The sequence below is a fragment of the Pseudoalteromonas sp. P1-13-1a genome (genome assembly GCF_001401875.1).
Lineage (GTDB): Bacteria > Pseudomonadota > Gammaproteobacteria > Enterobacterales > Alteromonadaceae > Pseudoalteromonas.
Genome location: NZ_LKDV01000027.1, coordinates 31,120 through 54,743 on the forward strand (window position 1 = coordinate 31,120; position 23,624 = coordinate 54,743).

Here is a 23,624-nt window from a genome sequence, read left to right on the forward strand (position 1 = left end):
ATCCCACTTATCTTGTTATTAGGTTGCCATGTTTCACGTGGAACATTTGTAGTTCTCGTTGCATGGGTTCCACCACAGCAGAAATACTTTCAGACAAAATTGAAGAGATAAAAATTTGAGAACTGCAATGAGCCAATAATTGCCCCACTTTCTCTTTTGTATCTTCGCCTAACTCTGAAGGTAGATCATCTATTAGCAATATAGATTGCTTATCTGTCTCTGACTCAATTAAACTATTTTGCGTTACTTTTAACGCATAAAGCAATAACTTCAATTGACCGCGCGAAAACGTATTTTCTACACTGTTGCCAGCGACACTAAAACTAAAATCGGCCTTATGAGGGCCTTTACTAGTAAAACCTTGGCGAGCGTCTCGCTCAAAGTTTTGCTCTAATGCATCACTTAAAGACTCGCTGTCTTTCCAGCCTGCATTAAAGTTGATTTCTAAATCGCGTATAAGCGTTAATTCTGCACACATTTTATCAAAAAACTGCTGCTTAAACCTACTTATATACGCCATTCTTAATTTATTTATTTGTTCTGCCAGTCTAACAAATTCTTTGTCCCAAAACCTAATTTGGTCAAAATAATTCTTTGGCTTACTTTTTAAAAGTGCATTGCGTTGTTTAAGTACTTTATTAAACGATTGCCATAAATAAAAAAACTCATGTTCCACGTGGAACAAACCCAAATCTAAAAATTTACGTCGCTCTTTTGGGCCACCAAAAAATAATGAATAGCTTTCGGGTGTAATAATTTGCACAGGCATTAACTGTGCAAGCTCAGAGATTTTTCGACTGGCTTTGCCTTGTATTTTTAAATTAGTTTCACCGCTTTGGGTTTTACTAATCCCAATAGGAATAGACAAGTCGTGTAGCGCTTTGCGGCCATGTATTACAAACTGATCTTGTTGATGTTGAATAATACTTTTATGTTTAGGTGTTCGAAAAGATTTGCCATGAGAAAGGTAATAAATAGCCTCTAAAAGGCTGGTTTTTCCGCTGCCGTTTTCACCATAAATTATATTAACGCCGTTGACTGGTTCTAGCGTCAGTGCCTCAATATTACGAAAATACTTGAGGCTCAAGTGACTTAAACTCATTTATAATGGGTATCTTATAATCGCATAGGCATAACCACGTACATTGCCTCTTCATCGCCCGCACCTTCAATAAGTGCACTGCTGTTTGAATCAGCTAATGTAAATAGTACATCTTCTGTTTTTAATGTATTTAGTACATCTAATACATACGACACATTAAAACCAATTTCTAGTTCATCACCCTCGTACATTACTTCTACTATTTCCTCAGCCTCTTCTTGCTCAGGATTATTAGCCGTAATTTTAAGTAAGCCGTTAGCTAAGTTTAGGCGTACACCTCTAAACTTTTCGTTTGATAAAATAGACACACGTTGAAACGCATTACGTAACCACTCGCGGTTAGCAGTAATCACTTTATCTCCACCACGTGGTAATACACGGCGGTAATCCGGGAAACGGCCATCCACTAACTTACTTGTAAAAGTAAATTCCACATCGATAATACGAATATGGTTAGCGCCAAATTGAATAGTAACTAATTCTTCATCAGCCACCATAAGGCGCATAATTTCTTGCACACCTTTGCGTGGTATGATTAATTGGCGCTGCGTATTTAACGATTGACCTAATTCTTTTTGCGCTATTGCCAAACGGTGGCCATCGGTCGCCACTGTTTTAATGTCAGTATTATCAACTTCAAACGACATGCCATTTAAATAGTAACGCACATCTTGATTTGCCATCGAAAAATGCGTGCTTTCAAGCAACTTGCGTAGCTCTAAACGCGTTAATTGAAACTCTACCTCGCCATCCCATTGCTCTAAATTAGGAAAGTCTTCCGCGGCAAGTGTAGTCAATGAAAAGCGGCTTTTACCACTGGTTAATAGCAGTTGGTGCTCTTGTAAGCTCAATGTGAGCTCAGAGCCATCTGGTAGGCTTTTACAAATATCGAGTAATTTTTTAGCAGGTAGCGTTAATTTTGTATCAGCAATATCATCACCAACAAAAACACCTGCAACGAGTTCAATTTCAAGGTCTGTACCTGTCATTGAAAGTTGCCCGTTTTCTACCACTAACAATACATTAGATAATATAGGTAACGTATGTTTACGCTCAATCGCACCCGATACTTGCACTAATGGCTTTAAAAATTGTTCTCTTGAAATGGTTATTTGCATAATAAAGTCAGCCCTAAGATGACAACGTTCTTATTAAATTTTGATAATCTTCTTTTATTTCGTGGCTTTCATCACGTAGTGATTTAACCTTACGACACGCATGTAATACGGTGGTGTGGTCACGCCCACCAAATGCGTCACCAATCTCAGGTAAGCTGTGATTAGTTAATTCTTTAGATAATGCCATGGCTACCTGACGCGGCCTTGCGATAGAACGGCTGCGGCGCTTAGATAACAAGTCAGACACACGTATTCTGTAATACTCAGCCACGGTGCGTTGTATGTTGTCTATAGTGACAAGTTTGTCTTGTAGTGCCAACAAATCGCGCAATGCTTCTTTCACAAAGTCGATAGAAATCGGACGACCGGTAAAATTAGCATTAGCTATTACACGATTAAGTGCACCCTCTAGTTCGCGTACGTTTGAACGTAATTTTTTAGCGATAAAAAAGGCAACTTCGTGCGGTAAGTTAATTTTACTCTGCTGCGCTTTTTTCATTAAAATAGCAACGCGCGTTTCAAGTTCTGGCGGCTCTATCGCAATCGTTAAACCCCAACCAAAACGTGATTTAAGCCTGTCTTCTACGCCCTCAATTTCTTTTGGGTAGCGATCAGAGGTTAAAATAATTTGCTGATTACCCTCTAATAATGCGTTAAAGGTATGAAAAAACTCTTCTTGCGAGCGCTCTTTATTAGCAAAAAATTGAATATCATCAATCATTAGCGCATCTACACTACGGTAATAACGTTTAAATTCTTCGATGGCGTTATTTTGTAGTGCTTTTACCATGTCTTGCACAAAACGCTCAGAATGCATGTAAACAATTTTAGCATCGGGCTTGTTTGCCATAATGCCATTACCTACTGCATGTAATAAGTGAGTTTTACCTAAGCCTGTACCACCGTAAATAAATACTGGGTTAAAGGCAGAGCCAGGGTTATCTGCAACTTGTGTTGCAGCCGCTTTTGCTAGCTGGTTAGATTTACCCTCAACAAAACTGTCAAAGGTATAGTTTTCTTTTATATTAGATTTATAGCCCGATTTAGGCGCAGGCTCTACTGGTGCTTTTTGCTCTACAGGTTGCTGTTTAGCAGGTGTCTGTGCACTAGGTGATGCAGGGGCTTCAACACTTGGCGCCGCCGCTTGAGTATTGAGTAGTGGTTTACTACCTACATCAAAACGTAATTCGGGCGCTTCATCACCACAAATTTCTACCAGTAACTCATTAATACGGTTTAAATACTTTTCTCTTACCCAATCAAGAACAAAGCGATTAGGTGCGTAAATCGTTAAGGTATCTTCGGTACTTTCTGCTTGTAGCGGTCTTACCCACATACTGAATTGTTGCGAAGGCAACTCATCTTGCAATACATATAAACAACTTTGCCAAACCGACAGATACACAGTTAAACTCCCAGAGGTATAATTTTTATTCCCGCACATCAATAATGATTAAAAATCATGCATTTATTGCGTTTAATTGGCCAGCTACGCGACCCAAGACCGCGTATTATGAAGGCACTTTATCCACAAGTAAAAGATTGATTTTTATAAAATTGTTGATATCAGTGTATAAATATCTTAATAGACTGATTTATATCGACTTTTATTTTAAAGCCAGATAACAGATCATAACAAAAACACAGGCAGATCGCGAACCAATTTTACGATCTAAATGAGTTTTCCCATGCTTTTATTCACTTTTTAAACATCAGCTGTGGAAAACTTCTTTATTATGATGATCCTAGTTGATCACCCTACTTTATTACGATCCACATTCTTTTAGTCGCTCCAGGCTATTAATTCGCCTTTTTGCATAAAAGCAGACCATTTTGCTTTAAATTTAATCCATAAATATCAAGCCAGCGCACAAAAAATGTAATAAACACGGTGTTTACAGCGCAATTATGATTGACTTTAAAGTGCTTAATCTATAATATCTCGCGCTCGCAATGGCACCTGTGCCAGGATCGCGACCTGCATAGGATGTTTTAACTTTAACCGATCGGATGAGATTGTTATGAAAAGAACTTTTCAACCTAGCGTTTTAAAACGCAAACGTGCTCACGGCTTCCGTGCTCGCATGGCAACTGTAAATGGCCGTAAAGTATTAGCACGTCGCCGCGCTAAAGGCCGCAAAGTACTTTCTGCTTAATATATAAGTGGAAGACTTTAGCTTTGGCAGGGAGTTACGTCTGTTAACTCCCTCGCATTACTCTCGCATATTTAATGAACCCGCTCGGGCTGCAACTCCTTTATTTACTCTTTTAGCTAAACCTAATGACCAAGATAAACCTAGGTTAGGACTTACTGTTGCTAAAAAACGTGTAAAAAAGGCATGCCAACGTAACCGTATTAAACGACTCGCTCGCGAAAGTTTTCGTTTAAATCAACACACCATCGATAATATTGATATTGTGCTTATGGTAAAAAATGGTATTGATGAGCAGTCTAACGAAGAAATAACCAAACAACTTACAAAATTGTGGCGCAAAATTAATGAACGCTGCAAACCGGGTGCACCTAAGCCACCACCCTTTAAAAAACGCCCAAACAAATCAGCTAAATCTAATAAACAAACCCGATAGCAATAGAATTGCAGGGTTAATTAGGGTATCTTTAGCTCACCTTTTAATCATGCGTTTAAAATCTTTAATTGAGCTTTTAAATACATGGTATCTATTCACTAAATATTCGCAGGGGCATAAACACCATGAGGTTACTTAAACCACTTGTTGCTATACCAAAGCGTTGTTTAGTGTTATTTATCCGCGGTTATCAAATGTGGATAAGCCCACTACTAGGCCCGCATTGTCGTTTTAATCCAAGCTGCTCCCATTATGCTATTCAAGCAATTAATTTGCATGGATTTGTAAAAGGGAGTTGGTTAGCACTTAAACGCATATTAAAATGCCATCCTTTACATTCAGGCGGAGAAGACCCCGTTCCTGAAAAATTAACCCGTATTAACCACCAACACGAGAAATAAGAGCTGTTATGGAATCGCAACGCACGTTTTTATTAATCGGTTTAATGTTAGTGTCGTTTTTATTATTTCAAGAATGGAATAACGATTACAACACGCCTAAAGCCGATCCAAGTGCCACTACACAAACACTAAACACAACGTCACCAGAGTCTGATGATTATATACCGTCATCGTCAGATTCAGGTTTACCTGCTTCGGCTACTGCTGCTAAGCGCTCAGTTATAGAAATAACAACTGACGTTTTCACAGTAAAAATCGACACCAAAGGCGGTGACATTGTTGAAACAGACTTACTCCAGTACGAAGATACTAAAGGCAGCGATATACCTTATATGCTACTTGGTGAGTTTGAGGGCAAACAATACTTTTCACAAAGCGGTCTAATTGGTTTAAATGGCCCAGATGCATCAGCAAATGGTCGTCCTACTTACCAAGCCACGCAACAAGCTTACACGCTAAATGGTGATGAGTTACGTGTACCGCTTACCTATGTTGATAGTAACGGCGTAAGTTTTACTAAAACATATGTATTCAAAAAAGGTCAGTACGATGTAGACCTAGAGTACACAGTAAACAACACGACAAGTGCGCCAGTACAAGTACAGCTATACACGCAAATTAAGCGTACCGTACAAGAAAAAGGCAGTTTAGTAGATCAAAACTACTTAGGTGCTGCTTACGGTACTGATGAAGAGTCGTACGAAAAATACAGCTTTTCAGATATGGCTGACAAAAACCTAAATAAAAATACCCAAGGCGGTTACGTAGCATTTATTCAGCATTACTTTGTAAGTGCATGGGTACCTAAGCAAGACGAAACACACACGCTTTACAGTTTAATTACTAAAAGTAATGCTGCGATTATTGGTACAAAAGCAGCGCCTGTAAATGTACAAGCCGGCAGTGAGCAAACACTCAGTGCGACCTACTACATGGGCCCTAAAGAGTCTGACTTATTAGAAGCGCTTCATCCAGATTTAGACCTTACTGTAGATTACGGTTGGCTATGGTTTATTTCGCAGCCTTTATTTGTACTTCTTAAATGGTTACACAGCATTTTAGGTAACTGGGGTGTTGCTATTATTGCCATCACAATTATCGTCAAAACGTTGATGTACCCACTTACTAAAGCGCAATATACATCAATGGCTAAAATGCGTGCCCTTCAGCCTAAAATGGCTGCCCTTAAAGAAAAATATGGTGATGACCGTCAAAAGTTCGGCCAAGCTACTATGGAAATGTACCGCAAAGAAAAAGTTAACCCTATGGGTGGCTGTTTCCCTATTTTGCTACAAATGCCTATTTTCTTAGCGCTATTTTACGTATTCTTAGAATCGACAGAACTACGTCATGCTGAATTTGTACTTTGGCTAACTGACCTTTCAACAAAAGACCCATACTACGTGTTACCAATATTGTTTGGTGCAAGTATGTTTGTAACGCAAAAGCTACAACCAATGACGGTTACCGATCCAATGCAGCAAAAAATGATGACCTTTATGCCGGTTATCTTCTCTGTATTCTTCTTATGGTTCCCATCTGGTTTAGTACTTTACTGGTTAGTGTCTAACTTAATTTCTATTGTCCAGATGCTTATCATCTACCGTGGCATGGAAAAGAAAGGAATAAAAGTAAGAGGCTAATTGCCTATACCCAAGCCACATCAAGATGGTTTGGGTATATTACTTATATAAAGGCGACTTAGGTCGCCTTTTTTATTGCCTATTTTTTACCACAGCTATTCGCTACCAATAAATGCATAGGTTACAATAGCGCCATTAAAGTTACTCTCGTTGGCAAATAAATAGCATGATCAATCAAGACACAATTGCAGCACAAGCAACCGCTCCCGGGCGTGGTGGCGTAGGTATAATTCGGGTTTCTGGCAGCCTTGCTAAAAGCGTGGCCGAAAAAATAATAGGTAAAGTACCTAAGCTTCGCTATGCCGACTACGTGCCTTTTAAAAGTTTAAGTGGTGAGCAACTCGACCAAGGTATTGCTATTTATTTTGCAGGCCCAAACTCATTTACCGGTGAAGACGTACTTGAACTGCAAGGTCACGGCGGCCCCGTTGTACTGGACATGCTATTAAAAGAAATTAGTCAAATAGAAGGCGTTCGCTTAGCTAAACCTGGTGAATTTTCTGAGCGCGCCTTTATGAACGACAAGCTTGATTTAACCCAAGCAGAGGCTATTAGCGATTTAATTAATGCAACCTCTGAGCAAGCTGCTAAAAGTGCCCTACAATCGCTACAAGGTGAGTTTTCTAAACATATAGAAACCCTAGTAGAGAAAGTGATTCATTTACGTATGTATGTAGAGGCTGCCATCGACTTCCCTGACGAGGAAATTGACTTTTTATCCGATGGCAAAGTATCGGGTGATTTAGATGCCATTATCACCCAATTACACACCGTAACGAACCAAGCTAAGCAAGGCAGTATAATGCGCGAAGGTATGCGTGTTGTTATTGCTGGGCGTCCTAATGCTGGTAAATCAAGCTTGCTTAATGCCCTAGCAGGTCGAGAAGCAGCAATAGTAACTGAAATAGCAGGTACCACCCGCGACGTATTACGAGAGCACATACATATTGATGGTATGCCACTGCATATTATCGATACCGCAGGCCTACGTGAGAGCCCAGACCGTGTAGAGCAAATAGGTATAGAGCGCGCATGGGATGAAATAAACCAAGCTGACCGCGTGTTATTTATGCTTGATGGTACCGACACCACCGACACCGACCCACACGCAATTTGGCCTGAGTTTATGGCAAAATTACCGCAAGGTATGGGTGTTACTGTTATCAGAAATAAAGCCGATTTATCGGGCGATGCAGTAGGTATGGATGAAAACCAACAATACCCTGTAATTAGTTTAAGCGCTAAAAATGCACAAGGTATTGAACTTGTTCGCGACCACTTGAAAGCTTGTATTGGTTTTCAGGGCGCTACAGAAGGTGGCTTTATGGCACGCCGTCGACACTTAGATGCACTTGAACATGCGGCCTATCACTTAGATACTGGTAAAACACAGTTAGAAATGCACGTAGCCGGCGAAATATTAGCCGAAGAGCTACGTCTAACGCAGCAGTACTTAAACGAAATAACCGGTGAATTTACCTCAGACGACCTACTAGGCAAAATATTTAGCTCGTTCTGTATTGGTAAATAAGCTCTTAAAGGGGTATGTATAATTTACCCCTTTAGTTAAATAGCTCATAATATTCAGATAAATAGAGAGTCATTATTTCTTTAAATTCATCTAAGCTTGGCTCACCTTGCCCATTTTTTTTCAATAACCACTTCTTTATCTTGTAGCTTATTACAACACCTTCTTCATCACAAAACTGCTCATCATAAACATAAAAGTCTGATGATATCCCCGGTGAGTAAGAAGTACATTCAACAAACCCTTTTTCATGTAAATAATCTGTCATATATATACTGGAAAATATACTCGTAGGTATAGCTATAAAAATACAAAATACAGCCACTTTCACTACTAAGCCTATTATTATTTTCGTTGGCCGTCTATTACACACACCATGCGCAAACATATATGCAAGTATAAGTAAAAGTGGAATAAAGCAAATAAACCCAAAAACTCTTCCTTTTTGTTTCAGAAAATAAACTTTGCCTTCACTTATATCATTTATAGTTTGCTTCATCTTTAAAGCTTCACTAAAAAATAAGTATGCGAGAAAAAGAAATAGTAATGTGAGACTTATAAAAAGAGTAATATAAGTTACTTTTTTTATTAAACTATCTTCTGGTTTAAAAACAGTTTCATACGCTCTCAAAACATGTCTCCAATACTAGGAATTCCAAGTAACCGCTTTATATTGTTAACTTTTTCAATTGGTTGCTTTTCAGGAGAAATAAATGTTCTTCTGCTAATTTTTTTCAATAACTCGCTTTCATGCTTAATTAAATACTGTGCAATTTCCTCAACTAAATAATTAAGCTCTTCTTCTAAGAAAAATGTAGCAGTGATACCTATGACTCCCCCGACAAATACTACAATCAGCAGAGGAACGGCAGCTATAGTAGTACCAACTAAAACTGCACCAGCCGCCAATGTTAAAACAGAAGCTGCAACAGAAGCTAAAGCTATAGTCAAGTCGACAGCAACTCCACCTACAAAGTGATGCCATGTTAAACGGTCTTCTAACATTTGGTCTATAGAACGAAATAACGGAGAAGCCAATAGGGTAAACACAACCCCCCCTTTCAAAGCACTTTTAGCCGCTTGGTAACCCAAACCGATCGTAAATATCTTTGGATTCTTGGCTAAGTATAAAGTACCTGTTAAATGACTTTTAAGTGATGGCGTAACTTCCATTATTACAGTCGGGGTGCCGGAATAAACTTTAACTTTGTACTTTGATAAAATCCCACTTTTAGCACTTAAATCTCTAGCTAAAATCGATAAGTTTTTAATGTCACCTATAAGTGGAGTTTGAAAAGTTATTTTTTTTACCCAATCGTATATTTCTGTCCAGTTTATAGGCAAACTATTGTTCGCTTCAAATAAATGGCGCATATAATCGGCAATTTCTTGTCTCGTTTTCCCTTTTTTAAGCTTAGAATGTACGTAAAGATCCAAAAACTCATCACTATTCATCTGTAAATAAGTATAATGCCCTGCATTTTTTATCTCACGCTTGGTACTTTCTAAGCGTGCTTTTTGATTTAGAGCTCTATTCGCATAAGCTGACATAATTTCATCTCCATATATATTATTTAAATCCGTTTATAGGAAAAAGTTAAGATCGTTTGTAATCTATAAACCGTACAATAAAACACAAATAAGTTAAAGTAATATAACAATAATGGGCATAACTTATATATTAGCAATACCTAATTACCCTAGAACTCAATTTTGTAATACCCCACCATCAAATTATGCTTCAACGTAGTTTTTATAGACAATCTTAGATTGCCTCTAATTAGCGCATTCCTAGGACATAAACCAGAACACGATGCGCTTAGACAATCTCTGTGTGTAATAATACTCACCGACCCACACGCAGTTTGGCCTGAATTTATGGAAAAATTACCGCAGGTATGGGTGTGACCGTTATCAGAAATAAAGCCAATTTATCGGGCGATGCGGTAGGTATGGATGAAAACCAGCCATACCAGGTAATTAGTTTAAGCGCTGCTACGCGATCATTTAAAGGCCTGTATTGGTAAATAACTCGCTAAATCAGCATAAAATAACACTTACTTTAGGGCACATTTGTGCCCTTTTTTATACCCAGTATAGAAATTTAAAAAGCTAAAAAAGGGCTAAAGTTAAATAAAAACGCGCCTAATTTTAGCGTTTACAACTCACCTATTTAATCTCTCATAATATAAAAAACACCAGGTAAAGCATATAATTGGCGCTCTATATAGCTAAAAAAAGTGCTGATATGGCGCTAAACGCTAAGCTTAAGTAGATCATTTTAGCTAAAGTTAGTGAGTTTATTAGCAAAAGTAACCGCTACTATTAATGCCCACGCTCCCATTTTTAATTGATCCACCAGCCAAACTCCTCGCCTAACATAAAAAATTAACGGAACTAATTAAAAATATTATCCACAATCGCCTACTTTATGGCTAATAAATCAAAAATAGCGGCCCATTTATACGCTTAAACAGTCACGATCCATATAAAAGCGTGGTTTATTACACTTAATTTCACTTTTTTAAGGCTGATCAGCTTAAAGAGATCGTTATTTAAAAATAATTTTTTGATCGCTTTTTGAGTTATCAACAAGATTACTATCCACATTATGATCAACCACAGGCTAGCTATATAAATTCATGCGCTGGTGGACTCACGTATAATAAAAAATCAATAACTTAGCTATATTTAGATCGTCTAAAAGCAGTAGTTAAGCAGAACTTTCCCCAACCTTATCAACAACTTGATCAGAAGATTACATTTAAATAGTTTTTGTTAACTCATTTAAATTCAATAGCTTATATATTGAATTTCAACAAAGAGTAAAAACAACTCAAAAATAGTTATACAAAATTACAAAGGTTTTCTTTACTGCAAGCCTAACTCAGTTATCATAGCGGGCAAATAAGTAATGTGTGATCAGTTTAAATATGAGTTCTGTAAATATAATCGTGGGTAGTCAAATGGGATCTGCAGAATATGTAGCAGAACAACTATGTGATGAGTTAAATAACCAAGGTATAAGTGCTGAACTACATGATCAACCTAATTTATCTGATATTGATCAACACAATACAATATGGCTTATATGCACATCGACCTATGGCGCGGGCGATTACCCCGACAACCTTTTACCCTTTATTGAGCAGCTAAATCAGCAAAGTGACTTGTCAGCAATTAAATACTCAGTCATTGGCTTAGGTGATACTAGCTACGACACCTATAACCTTGCTGGGCGCAATATAAATAGTTTAATGGCCAGCAAAGGCGCAAAATGCATAGCGCCAAGGCTTGAATTAAATATTCTTGATGAGGCATTACCCGAAGATACCGCGCTTGAGTGGTTAGACTCGTGGATAGAGAAAACGCAATTAAAGTAATGTGATCGGTTAAAATGCATAAACAAAGTTACCCACAATTTACTAATAATTTAATAGATTTTGTGGATAACCTCTGATCAAACTGCATTTTTAAGCATGCTTATCCATGGGATAAGATCCAATCGATATTGGGCTGTGTATAAACCCCCTTTTTGATCAGAGCTTATTTGCCTGATGATCCGATCATATTAACACCTTTAGATCTGATCTAATTTTATGTTTTAAATGAATAAATAGAGCTTATCAACAGAAAACCCGATCACTAGTAGTAATAGTATTAAAAGATCTCTTTAAAAGATCCTTTATATTATAAGTGATCAGTGACTTAGATCTTGGCCACTGTTTAATCATTTATCTTCTGCTAATTTCTAGGTAGAATACGCTCCCTTTTGAAGTTTACTGGTTTGATTAAGTAGGATCCCATTAATGATTTTTCACGAAAAGTTTGACGTTATCGTAGTAGGTGGTGGACATGCAGGCACTGAAGCCTCATTGGCTGCTGCACGTATGGGGATGAATACCCTGCTGCTAACTCATAATATGGATACACTTGGTCAAATGTCTTGCAACCCTGCAATTGGTGGCATAGGCAAAGGCCATTTGGTTAAAGAAATTGATGCCCTTGGCGGTGCTATGGCACAAGCTATTGATAAAGGCGGTATTCAATTTCGTACCTTAAATTCTTCAAAAGGACCTGCTGTTCGCGCAACTCGAGCACAAGCTGATCGTGCTTTATACAAAGCAGCAATTCAAAACACCTTACAAAACCAAGAAAACCTAAAAATATTTCAGCAATCGTGTGATGATCTTATTGTTGAAAATAACAAAGTTATTGGTGTAGTAACCCAAATGGGATTACGTTTTAGCGCACCAAGCGTTGTATTAACTGTAGGTACTTTCCTTGGTGGACAAATACATATTGGTTTGGAGAATTTTAAAGGTGGACGTGCAGGCGATCCCCCTTCAATTGCACTTGCTGATCGTTTACGTGAATTACCGTTTAGAGTAGACCGTTTAAAAACCGGTACTCCACCACGTATTGATGCCCGTACAGTTGATTTTAGCAAGATGCAAGAGCAACCAGGTGATGCACCTACACCGGTATTTTCGTTTATTGGTAAACAAAGCGATCACCCACAGCAAATACCGTGTTATATCACCTACACTAATGAAAAGACCCATGAGGTTATTCGTAACAATTTACATCGCTCGCCTATGTACTCTGGCGTAATTGAAGGCATTGGACCACGTTACTGCCCTTCAATAGAAGATAAAATTGTGCGCTTTGCTGATAAAGACAAACATCAAATATTTGTAGAGCCAGAAGGATTAACTTCTTATGAGCTTTACCCTAACGGTATTTCAACCAGCTTACCGTTTGATGTGCAGTTACAAATTGTGCAGTCGATAGATGGTTTTGAAAACGCACATATTTGTCGTCCTGGTTATGCTATTGAATACGACTTCTTTGACCCACGTGATTTAAAGCAGTCACTAGAAACTAAATTTATAGACGGATTATTCTTTGCAGGCCAAATAAATGGCACTACTGGTTACGAAGAAGCCGGTGCACAAGGTTTAATTGCCGGCATGAACGCCGCTTTACAAGTGCAAGGCAAAGACGCGTGGACTCCACGTCGTGATGAAGCCTATGTGGGCGTACTTATTGACGACTTAGCAACGCTTGGTACAAAAGAACCGTACCGCATGTTTACTAGCCGTGCAGAATATCGTTTATTACTGCGTGAAGATAACGCTGATATTCGCTTAACAGAAAAAGGCCGTGAACTTGGTTTAGTTAACGATGAGCGCTGGCAGGCATTTAATGAAAAAATGGAAGTGATCGAAAAAGAGAAACAGCGTATTAAAGAAACCTGGATCCATAAAGATCATGCTGTGGTTGATCAAGTAAACGCCTTATTAAAAACACCGCTTACTCGTGAAGCAAGTTTAGAGGATCTACTTCGCCGTCCAGAAATTCGTTACGACGATTTAATGGCTATTGATGGATTAGGATCTGAGTTTACAAACCAAGCTGCACTTGAACAAGTTGAGATCCACACTAAATACGCAGGTTACATTGCGCGCCAGCAAGATGAGATCAATAAACAACTTCGTCATGAAGAAACCATTTTGCCTAAAGAGTTCGATTACTCAACGGTATCGGGTTTATCAAACGAGGTTGTTGCTAAGTTAACAGATGCGCGTCCAGACACTATTGGCCAAGCTTCTCGTATTTCTGGTATCACCCCAGCGGCGATTTCGCTATTATTAGTGTATCTGAAGAAGCAAGGCTTATTACGCAAGACTGCGTAACGGTAAAGGTAAACTGTGTTACAGCAACAATTATCAACATTGTTAGCGCAAACTGATATTGCGCTAACCGAAAAACAACAACAGCAATTAGTTAAATACGTTGAGTTACTAAACAAATGGAACAAAGCGTATAATTTAACGTCTGTGCGCTTACCAGAAGAAATGATGATTAAGCACATTATGGACAGCTTAGTTGTTGCACCTCATTTACCCGGTCATCATTATATTGATGTAGGCACAGGTCCTGGCTTACCGGGTATTGTGTTAGCTATTGCACTACCTGATACGCAATTTGTGTTGCTTGATAGTTTAGGCAAGCGTGTTCGCTTTTTAATGCAAGTTAAACATGAGCTTGGGCTAAATAATGTCACCCCAGTGCAGTCAAGAGTTGAAGAATATCAACCAAGTGTTAAATTAGATGGCGTACTCAGTCGTGCGTTTGCTTCACTGCAAGATATGGTTGATTGGTGTTCACACTTAATTGATCACTCAGGCAAATTTATTGCACTAAAAGGTGTGTTCCCTAGTGAAGAGCTAGAGTCGCTACCTGAGGGTGTAAAATTTGAAGAGAAAATCTCACTAGTAGTGCCTGAGCTTGATGCACAACGACATTTAATTATTCTTTCTAAAGACTAGGGATCAGAGACATAGTGGCAAAAGTCATCGCATTAGCAAATCAAAAAGGCGGCGTTGGTAAAACAACAACGGCTGTTAATCTCGCTGCATCTATGGCTGCAACGAAGCGTAAAGTGCTGTTAATAGATCTCGACCCCCAAGGCAACGCTACAATGGGTAGCGGTGTAGACAAATATGGCGATGTCGCCACCATTTACGATTTACTCATTGAAGAAAAACCAATGGATGAGGTGATAATCACTGAAACCTCGGGTGAGTATCATATGATAGCGGCCAACGGTGATGTAACCGCAGCCGAAGTAAAATTAATGGAATTGTTTGCACGCGAAGTACGCCTTCGTAATGCGCTTGAAAAAATACAAGATAAATACGAATTTATTTTTATCGACTGCCCGCCTTCACTAAATATGTTAACAGTAAACGCCATGGCTGCTGCTGATTCTATTTTAGTACCTATGCAATGTGAATATTATGCGCTTGAAGGGTTAACCGCATTAATGGACACTATTACGCAACTTGCAAAGTTAGTTAACCCTAACTTACAAATTGAAGGCATTCTTCGTACTATGTACGATCCGCGCAATCGATTAGCAAATGATGTATCAGAACAATTAAAACAACATTTTGGCGATAAAGTATACCGCACCGTGATCCCACGTAATGTGCGTCTTGCCGAGGCACCGAGTTTTGGTGCACCAGCAATGTACTACGACCGCGCATCAAGTGGTGCAAAAGCCTACTTAGCACTTGCGGGCGAAATGCTACGCAGAAAAGAAAAAACAGCGCCGGTAGTCGCCTAACTTTAAGGTAAAAAAATAACATGTCTGCTAAAAAACGAGGTTTAGGCCGAGGACTCGATGCCCTTTTAAGTTCATCAAAACCAGCGCCAAGCTCAAGCAAGGAACAAGACACAGTCAATGTGACTGAAACTGTACAAGCTGTTGCTCAGCCTATTACGAATGAATTGCAAAATCTGCCTATCGAGTTTTTGCATTCAGGAAAATACCAGCCTCGTAAAGATATGTCTGAAGAAGCGCTAGAGGAGCTAGCAAGCTCTATTCGCTCACAAGGCATTATTCAACCAATTGTTGTACGACCTGTTGCAGAAAATAGCTTTGAAATCATTGCTGGTGAGCGTCGTTGGCGTGCTGCGCAAATAGCAAAACTTGAAAGCGTACCTTGTATTGTAAAAGAAGTGCCAGATGAAGCGGCTGTTGCTATTGCGCTTATTGAAAACATTCAGCGTGAAGATTTAAACGCAATGGAAGAAGCGATTGCGTTAAACCGATTATTAAATGAATTTGAATTAACGCATCAGCAAGTTGCCGATGCAGTGGGTAAATCGCGCACTACCGTGACTAATTTACTACGATTAAACAATTTAAATAGCGATGTTAAAATTTTGTTAGAGCATGGCGACATAGAAATGGGCCACGCACGTTGTTTATTAGCACTTGAAGGTGAAGCGCAATCTGACGCTGCACGATTAGCTGTTGCTAAAGCGCTGACTGTTCGCGAAACAGAAAAATTAGTACGCTCAATTTTAGAGCCGGTAGTCGCGAAAGAGGCACCTGAAAAAGACCCAGATGTTAAGCGTTTAGAGCAAAAATTAGCCGACAACTTAGGGGCTAAAGTAGAAATAAATTACAATGCGAAAGGTAAAGGTAAATTGGTTATTTCTTACACCAACTTAGATGAGCTTGATGGCATTTTAAATCGTATAAATCACAGCAATACCGACCATTAAAATTTTACATGTCCAATAAGAGACATTTGTAGCTATTTTGTGTTACAAAGCGTCTACTCAAGTTGCAAAACTGGTAGGATTAAGTATAATTTCGCCAGTTTTCACACCCTAACAATTAGAACGCCATAAAGGTTAACTAAACGTGACTAATAAGTTAGCAAGACCTTATCGGCTTGCCGCATTTAAATTAATTTGTCTTCAGGGTATCGTAGCACTTGTAGCTGCAGTAATTATTTTTGTTGGTTGGGGAGTTAACGCCAGTACATCAGCACTTGCTGGTAGCAGCGTTGCAATACTTCCTCACCTAGTATTTGCGCTTTATGCATTCAGATATATGGGTGCAAGCAAAGCAAATCAAGCGTATACCTCGTTAAAACGCGGTAACGGATTAAAATTTATGCTAACAATCGTATTGTTTGCACTGATACTCAAGTCAACCACGGTCGTTTTAGTGCCGTTTTTTTGTGTTTATGTATTGGTGCTCTTTAGTGGATTGTTCGCGCCCGTTTTTTTTAAACATTAACTTTGGGATATAACATGGCTGCAGAAGAAGTTACTATATCAAGCCATATCCAGCATCACTTAACAAACGCTAAGATGTGTATGACCGACTCAGGTCTTGCCTTCAACAAAGCGTGTGCAGACAGTGGTTTCTGGACATGGAATATAGATACCCTCGCATGGTCAATCGGACTAGGTCTAATATTTTTATGGATCTTCCGTAGCGCCGCAAAAAAAGCACACACAGGAGTACCTGGTAAATTTCAATGTTTTATTGAAATGATTGTTGAGTTCGTTGGTGACAACGTACGTGACACTTACCATGGTAAAAGCAAATTAATTGCTCCATTAGCCTTAACAATTTTTGTTTGGGTGTTCTTAATGAACTTAATGGATTTAATCCCAGTTGATTTCTTACCTGCATTTGCCGGTTTTGTTGGTGAGCAAGCCTTTGGCATGGACTCACACGACGTTTACATGAAAATTGTACCAACCACAGACATAAACTTAACCGCTGCATTAGCATTGGGTGTGTTTATTCTGATGATTGGTTACTCTATTAAAATTAAAGGGGTTGGTGGCTTCATTAAAGAGCTTACACTTCACCCGTTTAGCTCTAATAGCAAAGTAGCTATGATTTTCTTAATTCCTTGTAATCTATTACTAGAAACAATCGCTTTAGTGTCTAAGCCTTTCTCGTTAGCACTGCGTTTATTCGGTAACTTATACGCTGGTGAATTGATATTCATACTTATCGGCGCAGTTGGTTTAATGCAACTTCCGTTGCACTTTGTTTGGGCTGTATTCCATATCTTAGTAATCGTGTTACAAGCATTCGTATTTATGATGCTAACCATTGTTTACCTAAGCATGGCAAGCTCTGACAATCACTAATTTATACACTTTTTATATTTAACTTTAACAATTGAAACTTTGGAGAAAAAAATGGAACTAGTATTAGGTCTTAAGTACATCGCAGTTGCTTTACTTATCGGCTTCGGTGCAATCGGTACTGCTATCGGCTTCGGTAACATGGGTGGTAAATTCCTAGAAGCATGTGCGCGTCAGCCTGAACTTGCACCTTCATTACAAGTTAAGATGTTCATCCTAGCTGGTCTAATCGATGCGGTAGCAATGATCGGTGTTGGTATCGCAATGGTAATCCTGTTCGTACTTTAATTTTATTTTTTGAACAGCTTACTATTTTAAGGAGGAGCGGTCGTGAACATAACAGCCACTCTTATCGGTGAATTAATTGCGTTTACGGTGTTTGTACTATTTTGTATGAAATATGTATGGCCACCACTTAATGATGCAATTGAGTCTCGCCAGAAGAAAATTGAAGATGGTTTAGCTGCCTCTGATAGAGCCGAAAAAGACTTAGAACTTGCGCAACAAAAAGCTGCTGAGCAGCTTAAAGATGCAAAAGCTCAAGCGGCTGATATCATTGAACAAGCTAAAAAGCGTGCCGTGCTTATTGTTGACGAAGAAACTGTTCGTGGACAAGAAGAGCGTGAAAAAATTATTGCTCAAGGGCACTCTGAAATCGAATCAGAGCGTAACCGTGTAACAGAAGAGCTACGTAAGCAAGTAGCAACTCTGGCAGTGGTTGGCGCAGAAAGAATTTTAGAGCGTGAAATCAATCAAGCCGCACATAGTGACATCGTTGAAAAACTTGTCGCTGAGCTGTAATTAGGAGGGTATGAGCATGTCTGAATTGACTACTATCGCTCGCCCATACGCTAAAGCGGCTTTTGAACTTGCCGTTGAAAAAGGCACGATTGAAAGCTGGAATGACATGTTGTTTTTTGCAGGCGAAGTTGCCAGCAATGAACAAGCATCAGCCATTCTAGCTGGATTGCCTACTGCTACTGCACAAGCTGAGTTATTTATTAACTTATGTGCTGAGCAGCTCAACGAACAAGGTCAGAACCTAGTTAAGGTGATGGCTGAAAATGGACGTTTGATTGCACTGCCTGAGGTTGCTCAGTTATTCGCTGCGTTTAAAGCAGAGTATGACAAAGAAATCGATGTAGATGTGATTTCGGCAACCCCTCTTGCTGCAGAGCAGCAAGAGTCATTGGTAGCGACACTTGAAAAACGTTTCGCACGCAAAGTTAAGCTGAATTGTAGTGAAGACGCTGCAGTAGTTGGTGGCCTTATTATTAAGGCGGGTGACACTGTAATCGACGGCTCAGTACGCGGTAAATTAAACCGCTTAGCCACAACACTACAATCGTAATTGGGAAAAAGAGCATGCAACTTAATTCCACTGAAATTTCAGATCTGATCAAACAACGTATTGAGCAGTTCGAAGTTGTAAGTGAAGCTCGTAACGAAGGTACTATCGTATCTGTTACTGACGGTATCATCCGCATCCACGGTCTAGCTGACTGTATGCAAGGTGAGATGATTGAGCTTCCAGGCAACCGTTATGCTATCGCACTAAACCTTGAGCGTGACTCAATTGGTGCAGTAGTTATGGGTCCATACGCTGACCTTACTGAAGGCGTAAAAGTATACACAACTGGTCGTATCCTAGAAGTTCCTGTTGGTGCTGGCTTACTTGGTCGTGTTGTAAACACACTAGGTGCTCCTATCGACGGTAAAGGCGCTTTAGATAACGACGGTTTTGAACCTGTAGAAAAAATTGCACCAGGTGTAATCGAGCGTCAATCTGTAGATGAGCCAGTTCAAACTGGTTACAAATCTATCGATGCGATGATTCCAGTTGGTCGTGGTCAGCGTGAGCTTGTAATCGGTGACCGCCAAACAGGTAAAACTGCACTAGCAATCGATGCAATCATCAACCAAAAGAACACAGGCGTTAAGTGTGTGTACGTAGCGGTTGGCCAAAAAGCATCTACTATTGCTAACGTAGTACGTAAATTAGAAGAGCACGGTGCACTTGCAAATACTATCGTAGTTGTAGCATCTGCTTCTGAGTCTGCGGCACTTCAGTACTTAGCACCGTTCTCGGGCTGTACTATGGGTGAATATTTCCGTGACCGTGGTGAAAACGCATTAATCGTATATGATGATTTATCTAAGCAAGCTGTTGCTTACCGTCAAATCTCATTACTACTTAAGCGTCCACCAGGTCGTGAAGCATACCCAGGTGACGTATTCTACCTTCACTCGCGTCTTTTAGAGCGTGCATCGCGTGTAAACGCTGATTACGTTGAAAAGTTCACTAATGGTGAAGTGAAAGGACAAACTGGTTCATTGACGGCATTGCCAATCATTGAAACTCAAGGCGGCGACGTTTCTGCGTTCGTACCGACAAACGTTATCTCTATCACCGATGGTCAGATCTTCTTAGAAACTGACTTATTCAACTCAGGTATCCGTCCGGCAGTAAATGCTGGTATCTCGGTATCGCGTGTTGGTGGTGCTGCACAAACTAAAATCGTTAAGAAACTAGGTGGCGGTATCCGTCTAGCCCTAGCTCAGTACCGTGAATTAGCTGCGTTCTCGCAGTTCGCGTCTGACCTTGATGATGCTACTCGTGCTCAACTTGAGCATGGTGAGCGTGTAACAGAGCTAATGAAGCAGAAACAGTACGCACCAATGTCTGTTGCTGAAATGTCTTTGTCGTTATTTGCAGCTGAGAAAGGTTACTTACAAGACATCGAAATCTCTAAGATTATGGATTTCGAAGCGGCTTTACTTTCTTATGCAAGTAGCACATACGCAGAGCTTGTGGCTCAAATCAATGAAACTGGTAACTACAACGCCGAGATCGAAGCGCAACTTAAAGAACTTCTTGAGAAGTTCAAGTCTACGCAAACTTGGTAATTTAGTTATTAATGGTGCGCTTTAGTTTACTAAAGCACACCTTGATTCGGAGAGAGAGTCATGGCCAGCGGAAAAGAGATTAAAAGCAAGATCGGGAGTATTAAAAATACTCAAAAGATCACTAGCGCAATGGAAATGGTTGCTGCGTCTAAAATGAAAAAGGCGCAAGAACGAGTGGCTTCAAGCCGTCCATACGCTGACAAATTACGCAAAGTAATTGGTCGTGTTGCTCAAGCAAATCTTGATTTTACTCACCCGTTCTTAGAAGAGCGTGAAGTAAAACGAGTTGGTTATATTGTTATCTCTACTGACCGTGGTCTATGTGGCGGCTTAAACTCAAACGAGTTTAAAAAAGTTGCATTAGACATTAAAGCGTGGAAAGAAAAAGGCGTAGACGCTGATTTTGCAACTTTAGGTAGCAAAGCGGCTAGCTTCTTTCAACGTTTTGGCGGTCAAGTGCTTGCTAAAAAAGCAGGCCTTGGAGATAAGCCTTCAGTACAAGACGTAATTGGTCCTGTAAAAATTATGCTAGATGCATTTTCTGAAGGTAAAATTGACCGTTTATTCCTGGTATATAACAACTTTGTTAATACCATGAAGCAAGAGCCAACAGTAGATCAGTTACTCCCTTTGCCAAAAGCTGAAGAAGAAGTATCTGCCCACACATGGGATTACTTATACGAGCCAGGCCCAGACGCTATATTAGAGTCTTTGCTTGTACGCTTTGTTGAGTCTCAAGTGTACCAAGGTGTGGTTGAGAACGCTGCCTCTGAACAGGCTGCCCGTATGGTTGCAATGAAAGCTGCAACAGATAATGCCGGCGACCTTATGGATGAGTTACAGCTTGTTTATAACAAGGCCCGCCAAGCAGCAATCACACAAGAAATTAGTGAGATTGTTTCTGGTTCAGCCGCAGTTTAATGCTTCAGGCAAAGATTAACGAGAGGAATAGACATGAGTTTAGGTAAGGTCGTCCAAATTATCGGTGCCGTTGTAGATATTGAGTTTTCTCAAGACAACGTGCCAGCCGTATATGACGCACTAAAAGTAACAGATGGCGATTTAGCTGGTTTGACTTTAGAAGTTCAACAACAGCTAGGTGGCGGTGTTGTTCGTACTATCGCACTAGGTACTACTGACGGTTTACGTCGTGGCGCAGCGGTAGAAAATACAGGTGAAGCGATTCAAGTTCCAGTTGGTAAAGCAACGCTTGGTCGTATCATGAACGTACTTGGTGAGCCAATTGATGAAGCTGGCCCAATCGGCGAAGAAGACCGTATGTCTATTCACCGTGCAGCGCCTTCATACGAAGAGCAATCAAGTTCAGTAGAACTTTTAGAAACTGGTATCAAGGTAATCGACCTTGTATGTCCATTTGCTAAAGGTGGTAAAGTTGGTTTATTCGGTGGTGCCGGTGTAGGTAAAACCGTAAACATGATGGAACTTATCCGTAACATCGCAATCGAGCACAGCGGCTACTCAGTATTCGCAGGTGTTGGTGAGCGTACTCGTGAGGGTAACGATTTCTACCATGAGATGAACGATTCAAACGTACTTGATAAAGTATCGCTTGTATACGGTCAGATGAACGAGCCTCCAGGTAACCGTTTACGCGTAGCGTTAACAGGTCTTACTATGGCTGAAAAGTTCCGTGACGAAGGTCGCGACGTACTTTTCTTCGTAGATAACATCTACCGTTACACGCTTGCTGGTACAGAAGTCTCTGCACTACTTGGTCGTATGCCATCAGCGGTAGGTTACCAGCCTACACTAGCTGAAGAGATGGGTGTGCTTCAAGAGCGTATCGCTTCAACGAAGACAGGTTCAATTACATCAATCCAAGCGGTATACGTACCTGCGGATGATTTAACGGATCCATCTCCAGCAACTACCTTTGCTCACTTAGATGCAACAGTAGTACTTTCACGTGATATCGCATCACTTGGTATTTACCCAGCGGTAGACCCACTTGATTCATCTTCACGTCAACTTGACCCATTAGTAATTGGTCAAGATCACTACGATACAGCACGTGGCGTTCAAACAGTTCTTCAGCGTTACAAAGAACTTAAAGACATCATTGCAATCTTAGGTATGGACGAGCTTTCTGACGAAGATAAGCAGCTTGTATCTCGTGCACGTAAAATCCAGCGTTTCCTATCTCAGCCGTTCTTCGTGGCAGAGGTATTTACAGGTGCGCCAGGTAAATACGTATCACTAAAAGACACAATTGCTGGCTTTAAAGGTATTCTAAGCGGTGAGTTCGATGACCTTCCAGAGCAAGCGTTCTACATGGTTGGTTCTATCGAAGAAGCTCAAGAAAAAGCTAAAAGCATGTAATTAGGAGGGTAGTATGGCAGCTATGACTGTACACCTTGACGTAGTAAGCGCAGAGCAGAGCTTGTTCTCTGGTCTAGTTGAATCGATTCAAGTATCTGGTAGTGAAGGTGAGCTAGGTGTTAATGCCGGTCACGCCCCACTACTAACTGCCCTTAAACCTGGTATGGTACGTTTAGTTAAGCAACATGGTGAAGAAGAACTGATCTATATTGCTGGCGGTACACTAGAAGTTCAACCGAACATAGTAACCGTACTTGCAGATACAGCTGTTCGTGGTGAAGACCTTGACGAACAAGCGGCAGAGCAAGCTAAACGTGACGCAGAAAGCCAAATGGCTAATGCGTCAGCTGCTGAGTTTGATTATCAACAAGCAGCGATGCAATTAGCAGAAGCTATTGCACAACTTCGCGTAATTCAGCAATTACGTAAAAAGTAAGCCTATCCGGTTTTAAAAAGCCCACATTATGTGGGCTTTTTTGTGCCTGTAATTTGGCTTTACACTTATATCGGTTGGCAAAGCTG

The 23,624-nt window shown here is 40.0% G+C and carries 24 protein-coding genes and 1 pseudogene; 20 read left to right on the top strand and 5 right to left on the bottom strand.

Annotated features, from left to right (window positions below; all coding sequences use genetic code 11):
* Positions 1-7: 7 nt before the first annotated feature.
* The 3 genes from recF to dnaA are packed head-to-tail and all read right to left on the bottom strand — an operon-like array spanning position 8 to position 3,625.
* Positions 8-1,102 (bottom strand): DNA replication/repair protein RecF, encoded by a 1,095-nt coding sequence (gene recF / locus AN391_RS15280; protein WP_024032132.1) that lies wholly within the window; start codon positions 1,100-1,102, stop codon positions 8-10.
* Between the two features lie 14 nt (positions 1,103-1,116).
* Positions 1,117-2,220, bottom strand: a complete 1,104-nt coding sequence (gene dnaN, locus AN391_RS15285; protein ID WP_004588058.1) for a DNA polymerase III subunit beta — start codon at positions 2,218-2,220, stop codon at positions 1,117-1,119.
* A gap of 13 nt (positions 2,221-2,233) precedes the next feature.
* Complete coding sequence (gene dnaA / locus AN391_RS15290) at positions 2,234-3,625, bottom strand: chromosomal replication initiator protein DnaA (RefSeq protein WP_055016225.1); 1,392 nt, start codon at positions 3,623-3,625, stop codon at positions 2,234-2,236.
* A 616-nt stretch (positions 3,626-4,241) separates the two neighbouring features.
* Here dnaA and rpmH point away from each other — a divergent pair.
* The 5 genes from rpmH (at position 4,242) to mnmE (ending at position 8,384) form a co-directional block, all read left to right on the top strand.
* Positions 4,242-4,376, top strand: coding sequence for a 50S ribosomal protein L34 (rpmH, locus tag AN391_RS15295; protein ID WP_004335215.1), 135 nt, complete (start codon positions 4,242-4,244; stop codon positions 4,374-4,376).
* A gap of 7 nt (positions 4,377-4,383) precedes the next feature.
* The gene (gene rnpA, locus AN391_RS15300; protein WP_082422755.1) at positions 4,384-4,809 is read left to right on the top strand and encodes a ribonuclease P protein component; all 426 of its coding nucleotides are present in this window, start codon (positions 4,384-4,386) and stop codon (positions 4,807-4,809) included.
* Positions 4,810-4,934: 125 nt separating this feature from the next.
* Positions 4,935-5,210, top strand: coding sequence for a membrane protein insertion efficiency factor YidD (gene yidD, locus AN391_RS15305; protein WP_004588061.1), 276 nt, complete (start codon positions 4,935-4,937; stop codon positions 5,208-5,210).
* Positions 5,211-5,218: 8 nt separating this feature from the next.
* Positions 5,219-6,853, top strand: coding sequence for a membrane protein insertase YidC (gene yidC / locus AN391_RS15310; RefSeq protein ID WP_055016207.1), 1,635 nt, complete (start codon positions 5,219-5,221; stop codon positions 6,851-6,853).
* A gap of 166 nt (positions 6,854-7,019) precedes the next feature.
* Positions 7,020-8,384 (top strand): tRNA uridine-5-carboxymethylaminomethyl(34) synthesis GTPase MnmE, encoded by a 1,365-nt coding sequence (gene mnmE, locus AN391_RS15315; protein ID WP_055016208.1) that lies wholly within the window; start codon positions 7,020-7,022, stop codon positions 8,382-8,384.
* Between the two features lie 31 nt (positions 8,385-8,415).
* Here mnmE and AN391_RS15320 read toward each other — a convergent pair whose 3' ends face one another.
* The gene (locus AN391_RS15320) at positions 8,416-9,012 is read right to left on the bottom strand and encodes a DUF1240 domain-containing protein (RefSeq protein ID WP_055016209.1); all 597 of its coding nucleotides are present in this window, start codon (positions 9,010-9,012) and stop codon (positions 8,416-8,418) included.
* Positions 9,009-9,932 (bottom strand): hypothetical protein, encoded by a 924-nt coding sequence (locus AN391_RS15325; RefSeq protein WP_055016210.1) that lies wholly within the window; start codon positions 9,930-9,932, stop codon positions 9,009-9,011. The genes AN391_RS15320 and AN391_RS15325 overlap by 4 nt, the downstream gene beginning before the upstream one ends.
* Positions 9,933-10,229: 297 nt before the next feature.
* Here AN391_RS15325 and trmE point away from each other — a divergent pair.
* The 15 genes and pseudogenes from trmE to AN391_RS15395 all read left to right on the top strand — a co-directional run.
* Positions 10,230-10,406, top strand: a pseudogene (trmE, locus tag AN391_RS20900) (tRNA uridine-5-carboxymethylaminomethyl(34) synthesis GTPase MnmE); the annotation flags it as partial.
* Positions 10,407-11,314: 908 nt separating this feature from the next.
* Positions 11,315-11,764 carry an FMN-binding protein MioC gene (gene mioC / locus AN391_RS15330; RefSeq protein WP_055016211.1) on the top strand — a complete coding sequence of 150 codons (450 nt, stop codon included), beginning with the start codon at positions 11,315-11,317 and terminating at the stop codon, positions 11,762-11,764.
* 426 nt (positions 11,765-12,190) lie between these two features.
* Complete coding sequence (mnmG, locus tag AN391_RS15335; RefSeq protein ID WP_055016212.1) at positions 12,191-14,080, top strand: tRNA uridine-5-carboxymethylaminomethyl(34) synthesis enzyme MnmG; 1,890 nt, start codon at positions 12,191-12,193, stop codon at positions 14,078-14,080.
* A gap of 15 nt (positions 14,081-14,095) precedes the next feature.
* Positions 14,096-14,716 carry a 16S rRNA (guanine(527)-N(7))-methyltransferase RsmG gene (rsmG, locus tag AN391_RS15340; RefSeq protein WP_055016213.1) on the top strand — a complete coding sequence of 207 codons (621 nt, stop codon included), beginning with the start codon at positions 14,096-14,098 and terminating at the stop codon, positions 14,714-14,716.
* Between the two features lie 14 nt (positions 14,717-14,730).
* Positions 14,731-15,516, top strand: a complete 786-nt coding sequence (locus tag AN391_RS15345) for a ParA family protein (RefSeq protein WP_004588067.1) — start codon at positions 14,731-14,733, stop codon at positions 15,514-15,516.
* Positions 15,517-15,536: 20 nt separating this feature from the next.
* Positions 15,537-16,463, top strand: coding sequence for a ParB/RepB/Spo0J family partition protein (locus AN391_RS15350; RefSeq protein ID WP_055016214.1), 927 nt, complete (start codon positions 15,537-15,539; stop codon positions 16,461-16,463).
* Between the two features lie 142 nt (positions 16,464-16,605).
* Positions 16,606-16,986, top strand: a complete 381-nt coding sequence (locus AN391_RS15355; protein WP_055016215.1) for an ATP synthase subunit I — start codon at positions 16,606-16,608, stop codon at positions 16,984-16,986.
* 14 nt (positions 16,987-17,000) lie between these two features.
* Positions 17,001-17,858, top strand: a complete 858-nt coding sequence (gene atpB / locus AN391_RS15360; protein ID WP_055016216.1) for a F0F1 ATP synthase subunit A — start codon at positions 17,001-17,003, stop codon at positions 17,856-17,858.
* 51 nt (positions 17,859-17,909) lie between these two features.
* Positions 17,910-18,143 (top strand): F0F1 ATP synthase subunit C, encoded by a 234-nt coding sequence (gene atpE / locus AN391_RS15365; protein WP_004588071.1) that lies wholly within the window; start codon positions 17,910-17,912, stop codon positions 18,141-18,143.
* A gap of 42 nt (positions 18,144-18,185) precedes the next feature.
* Complete coding sequence (atpF, locus tag AN391_RS15370; RefSeq protein ID WP_004588072.1) at positions 18,186-18,656, top strand: F0F1 ATP synthase subunit B; 471 nt, start codon at positions 18,186-18,188, stop codon at positions 18,654-18,656.
* Positions 18,657-18,672: 16 nt separating this feature from the next.
* Positions 18,673-19,206 (top strand): F0F1 ATP synthase subunit delta, encoded by a 534-nt coding sequence (gene atpH, locus AN391_RS15375; protein ID WP_055016217.1) that lies wholly within the window; start codon positions 18,673-18,675, stop codon positions 19,204-19,206.
* 14 nt (positions 19,207-19,220) lie between these two features.
* Positions 19,221-20,762 (top strand): F0F1 ATP synthase subunit alpha, encoded by a 1,542-nt coding sequence (gene atpA / locus AN391_RS15380; RefSeq protein WP_055016218.1) that lies wholly within the window; start codon positions 19,221-19,223, stop codon positions 20,760-20,762.
* A 60-nt stretch (positions 20,763-20,822) separates the two neighbouring features.
* Entirely contained in the window at positions 20,823-21,683 is an 861-nt protein-coding gene (gene atpG / locus AN391_RS15385) for a F0F1 ATP synthase subunit gamma (RefSeq protein WP_055016219.1), read from the top strand.
* A gap of 33 nt (positions 21,684-21,716) precedes the next feature.
* Positions 21,717-23,102 carry a F0F1 ATP synthase subunit beta gene (gene atpD / locus AN391_RS15390; RefSeq protein WP_055016220.1) on the top strand — a complete coding sequence of 462 codons (1,386 nt, stop codon included), beginning with the start codon at positions 21,717-21,719 and terminating at the stop codon, positions 23,100-23,102.
* A gap of 13 nt (positions 23,103-23,115) precedes the next feature.
* On the top strand, positions 23,116-23,538 hold the full coding sequence (locus AN391_RS15395; RefSeq protein WP_055016221.1) for a F0F1 ATP synthase subunit epsilon: 423 nt from the start codon (positions 23,116-23,118) through the stop codon (positions 23,536-23,538).
* Positions 23,539-23,624 lie beyond the last annotated feature (86 nt).

What these genes read in the sequence shown, in the direction of transcription:
- recF (WP_024032132.1), bottom strand. Translation starts at nt 1,102, where the DNA reads ATGAGTTTAAGTCACTTGAGCCTCAAGTATTTTCGTAATATTGAGGCA.
- dnaN (WP_004588058.1), bottom strand. Translation starts at nt 2,220, where the DNA reads ATGCAAATAACCATTTCAAGAGAACAATTTTTAAAGCCATTAGTGCAA.
- rpmH (WP_004335215.1), top strand. Translation starts at nt 4,242, where the DNA reads ATGAAAAGAACTTTTCAACCTAGCGTTTTAAAACGCAAACGTGCTCAC.
- yidD (WP_004588061.1), top strand. Translation starts at nt 4,935, where the DNA reads ATGAGGTTACTTAAACCACTTGTTGCTATACCAAAGCGTTGTTTAGTG.
- yidC (WP_055016207.1), top strand. Translation starts at nt 5,219, where the DNA reads ATGGAATCGCAACGCACGTTTTTATTAATCGGTTTAATGTTAGTGTCG.
- mnmE (WP_055016208.1), top strand. Translation starts at nt 7,020, where the DNA reads ATGATCAATCAAGACACAATTGCAGCACAAGCAACCGCTCCCGGGCGT.
- AN391_RS15325 (WP_055016210.1), bottom strand. Translation starts at nt 9,932, where the DNA reads ATGTCAGCTTATGCGAATAGAGCTCTAAATCAAAAAGCACGCTTAGAA.
- mioC (WP_055016211.1), top strand. Translation starts at nt 11,315, where the DNA reads ATGAGTTCTGTAAATATAATCGTGGGTAGTCAAATGGGATCTGCAGAA.
- mnmG (WP_055016212.1), top strand. Translation starts at nt 12,191, where the DNA reads ATGATTTTTCACGAAAAGTTTGACGTTATCGTAGTAGGTGGTGGACAT.
- AN391_RS15350 (WP_055016214.1), top strand. Translation starts at nt 15,537, where the DNA reads ATGTCTGCTAAAAAACGAGGTTTAGGCCGAGGACTCGATGCCCTTTTA.
- atpB (WP_055016216.1), top strand. Translation starts at nt 17,001, where the DNA reads ATGGCTGCAGAAGAAGTTACTATATCAAGCCATATCCAGCATCACTTA.
- atpE (WP_004588071.1), top strand. Translation starts at nt 17,910, where the DNA reads ATGGAACTAGTATTAGGTCTTAAGTACATCGCAGTTGCTTTACTTATC.
- atpH (WP_055016217.1), top strand. Translation starts at nt 18,673, where the DNA reads ATGTCTGAATTGACTACTATCGCTCGCCCATACGCTAAAGCGGCTTTT.
- atpA (WP_055016218.1), top strand. Translation starts at nt 19,221, where the DNA reads ATGCAACTTAATTCCACTGAAATTTCAGATCTGATCAAACAACGTATT.
- atpG (WP_055016219.1), top strand. Translation starts at nt 20,823, where the DNA reads ATGGCCAGCGGAAAAGAGATTAAAAGCAAGATCGGGAGTATTAAAAAT.
- atpD (WP_055016220.1), top strand. Translation starts at nt 21,717, where the DNA reads ATGAGTTTAGGTAAGGTCGTCCAAATTATCGGTGCCGTTGTAGATATT.
- AN391_RS15395 (WP_055016221.1), top strand. Translation starts at nt 23,116, where the DNA reads ATGGCAGCTATGACTGTACACCTTGACGTAGTAAGCGCAGAGCAGAGC.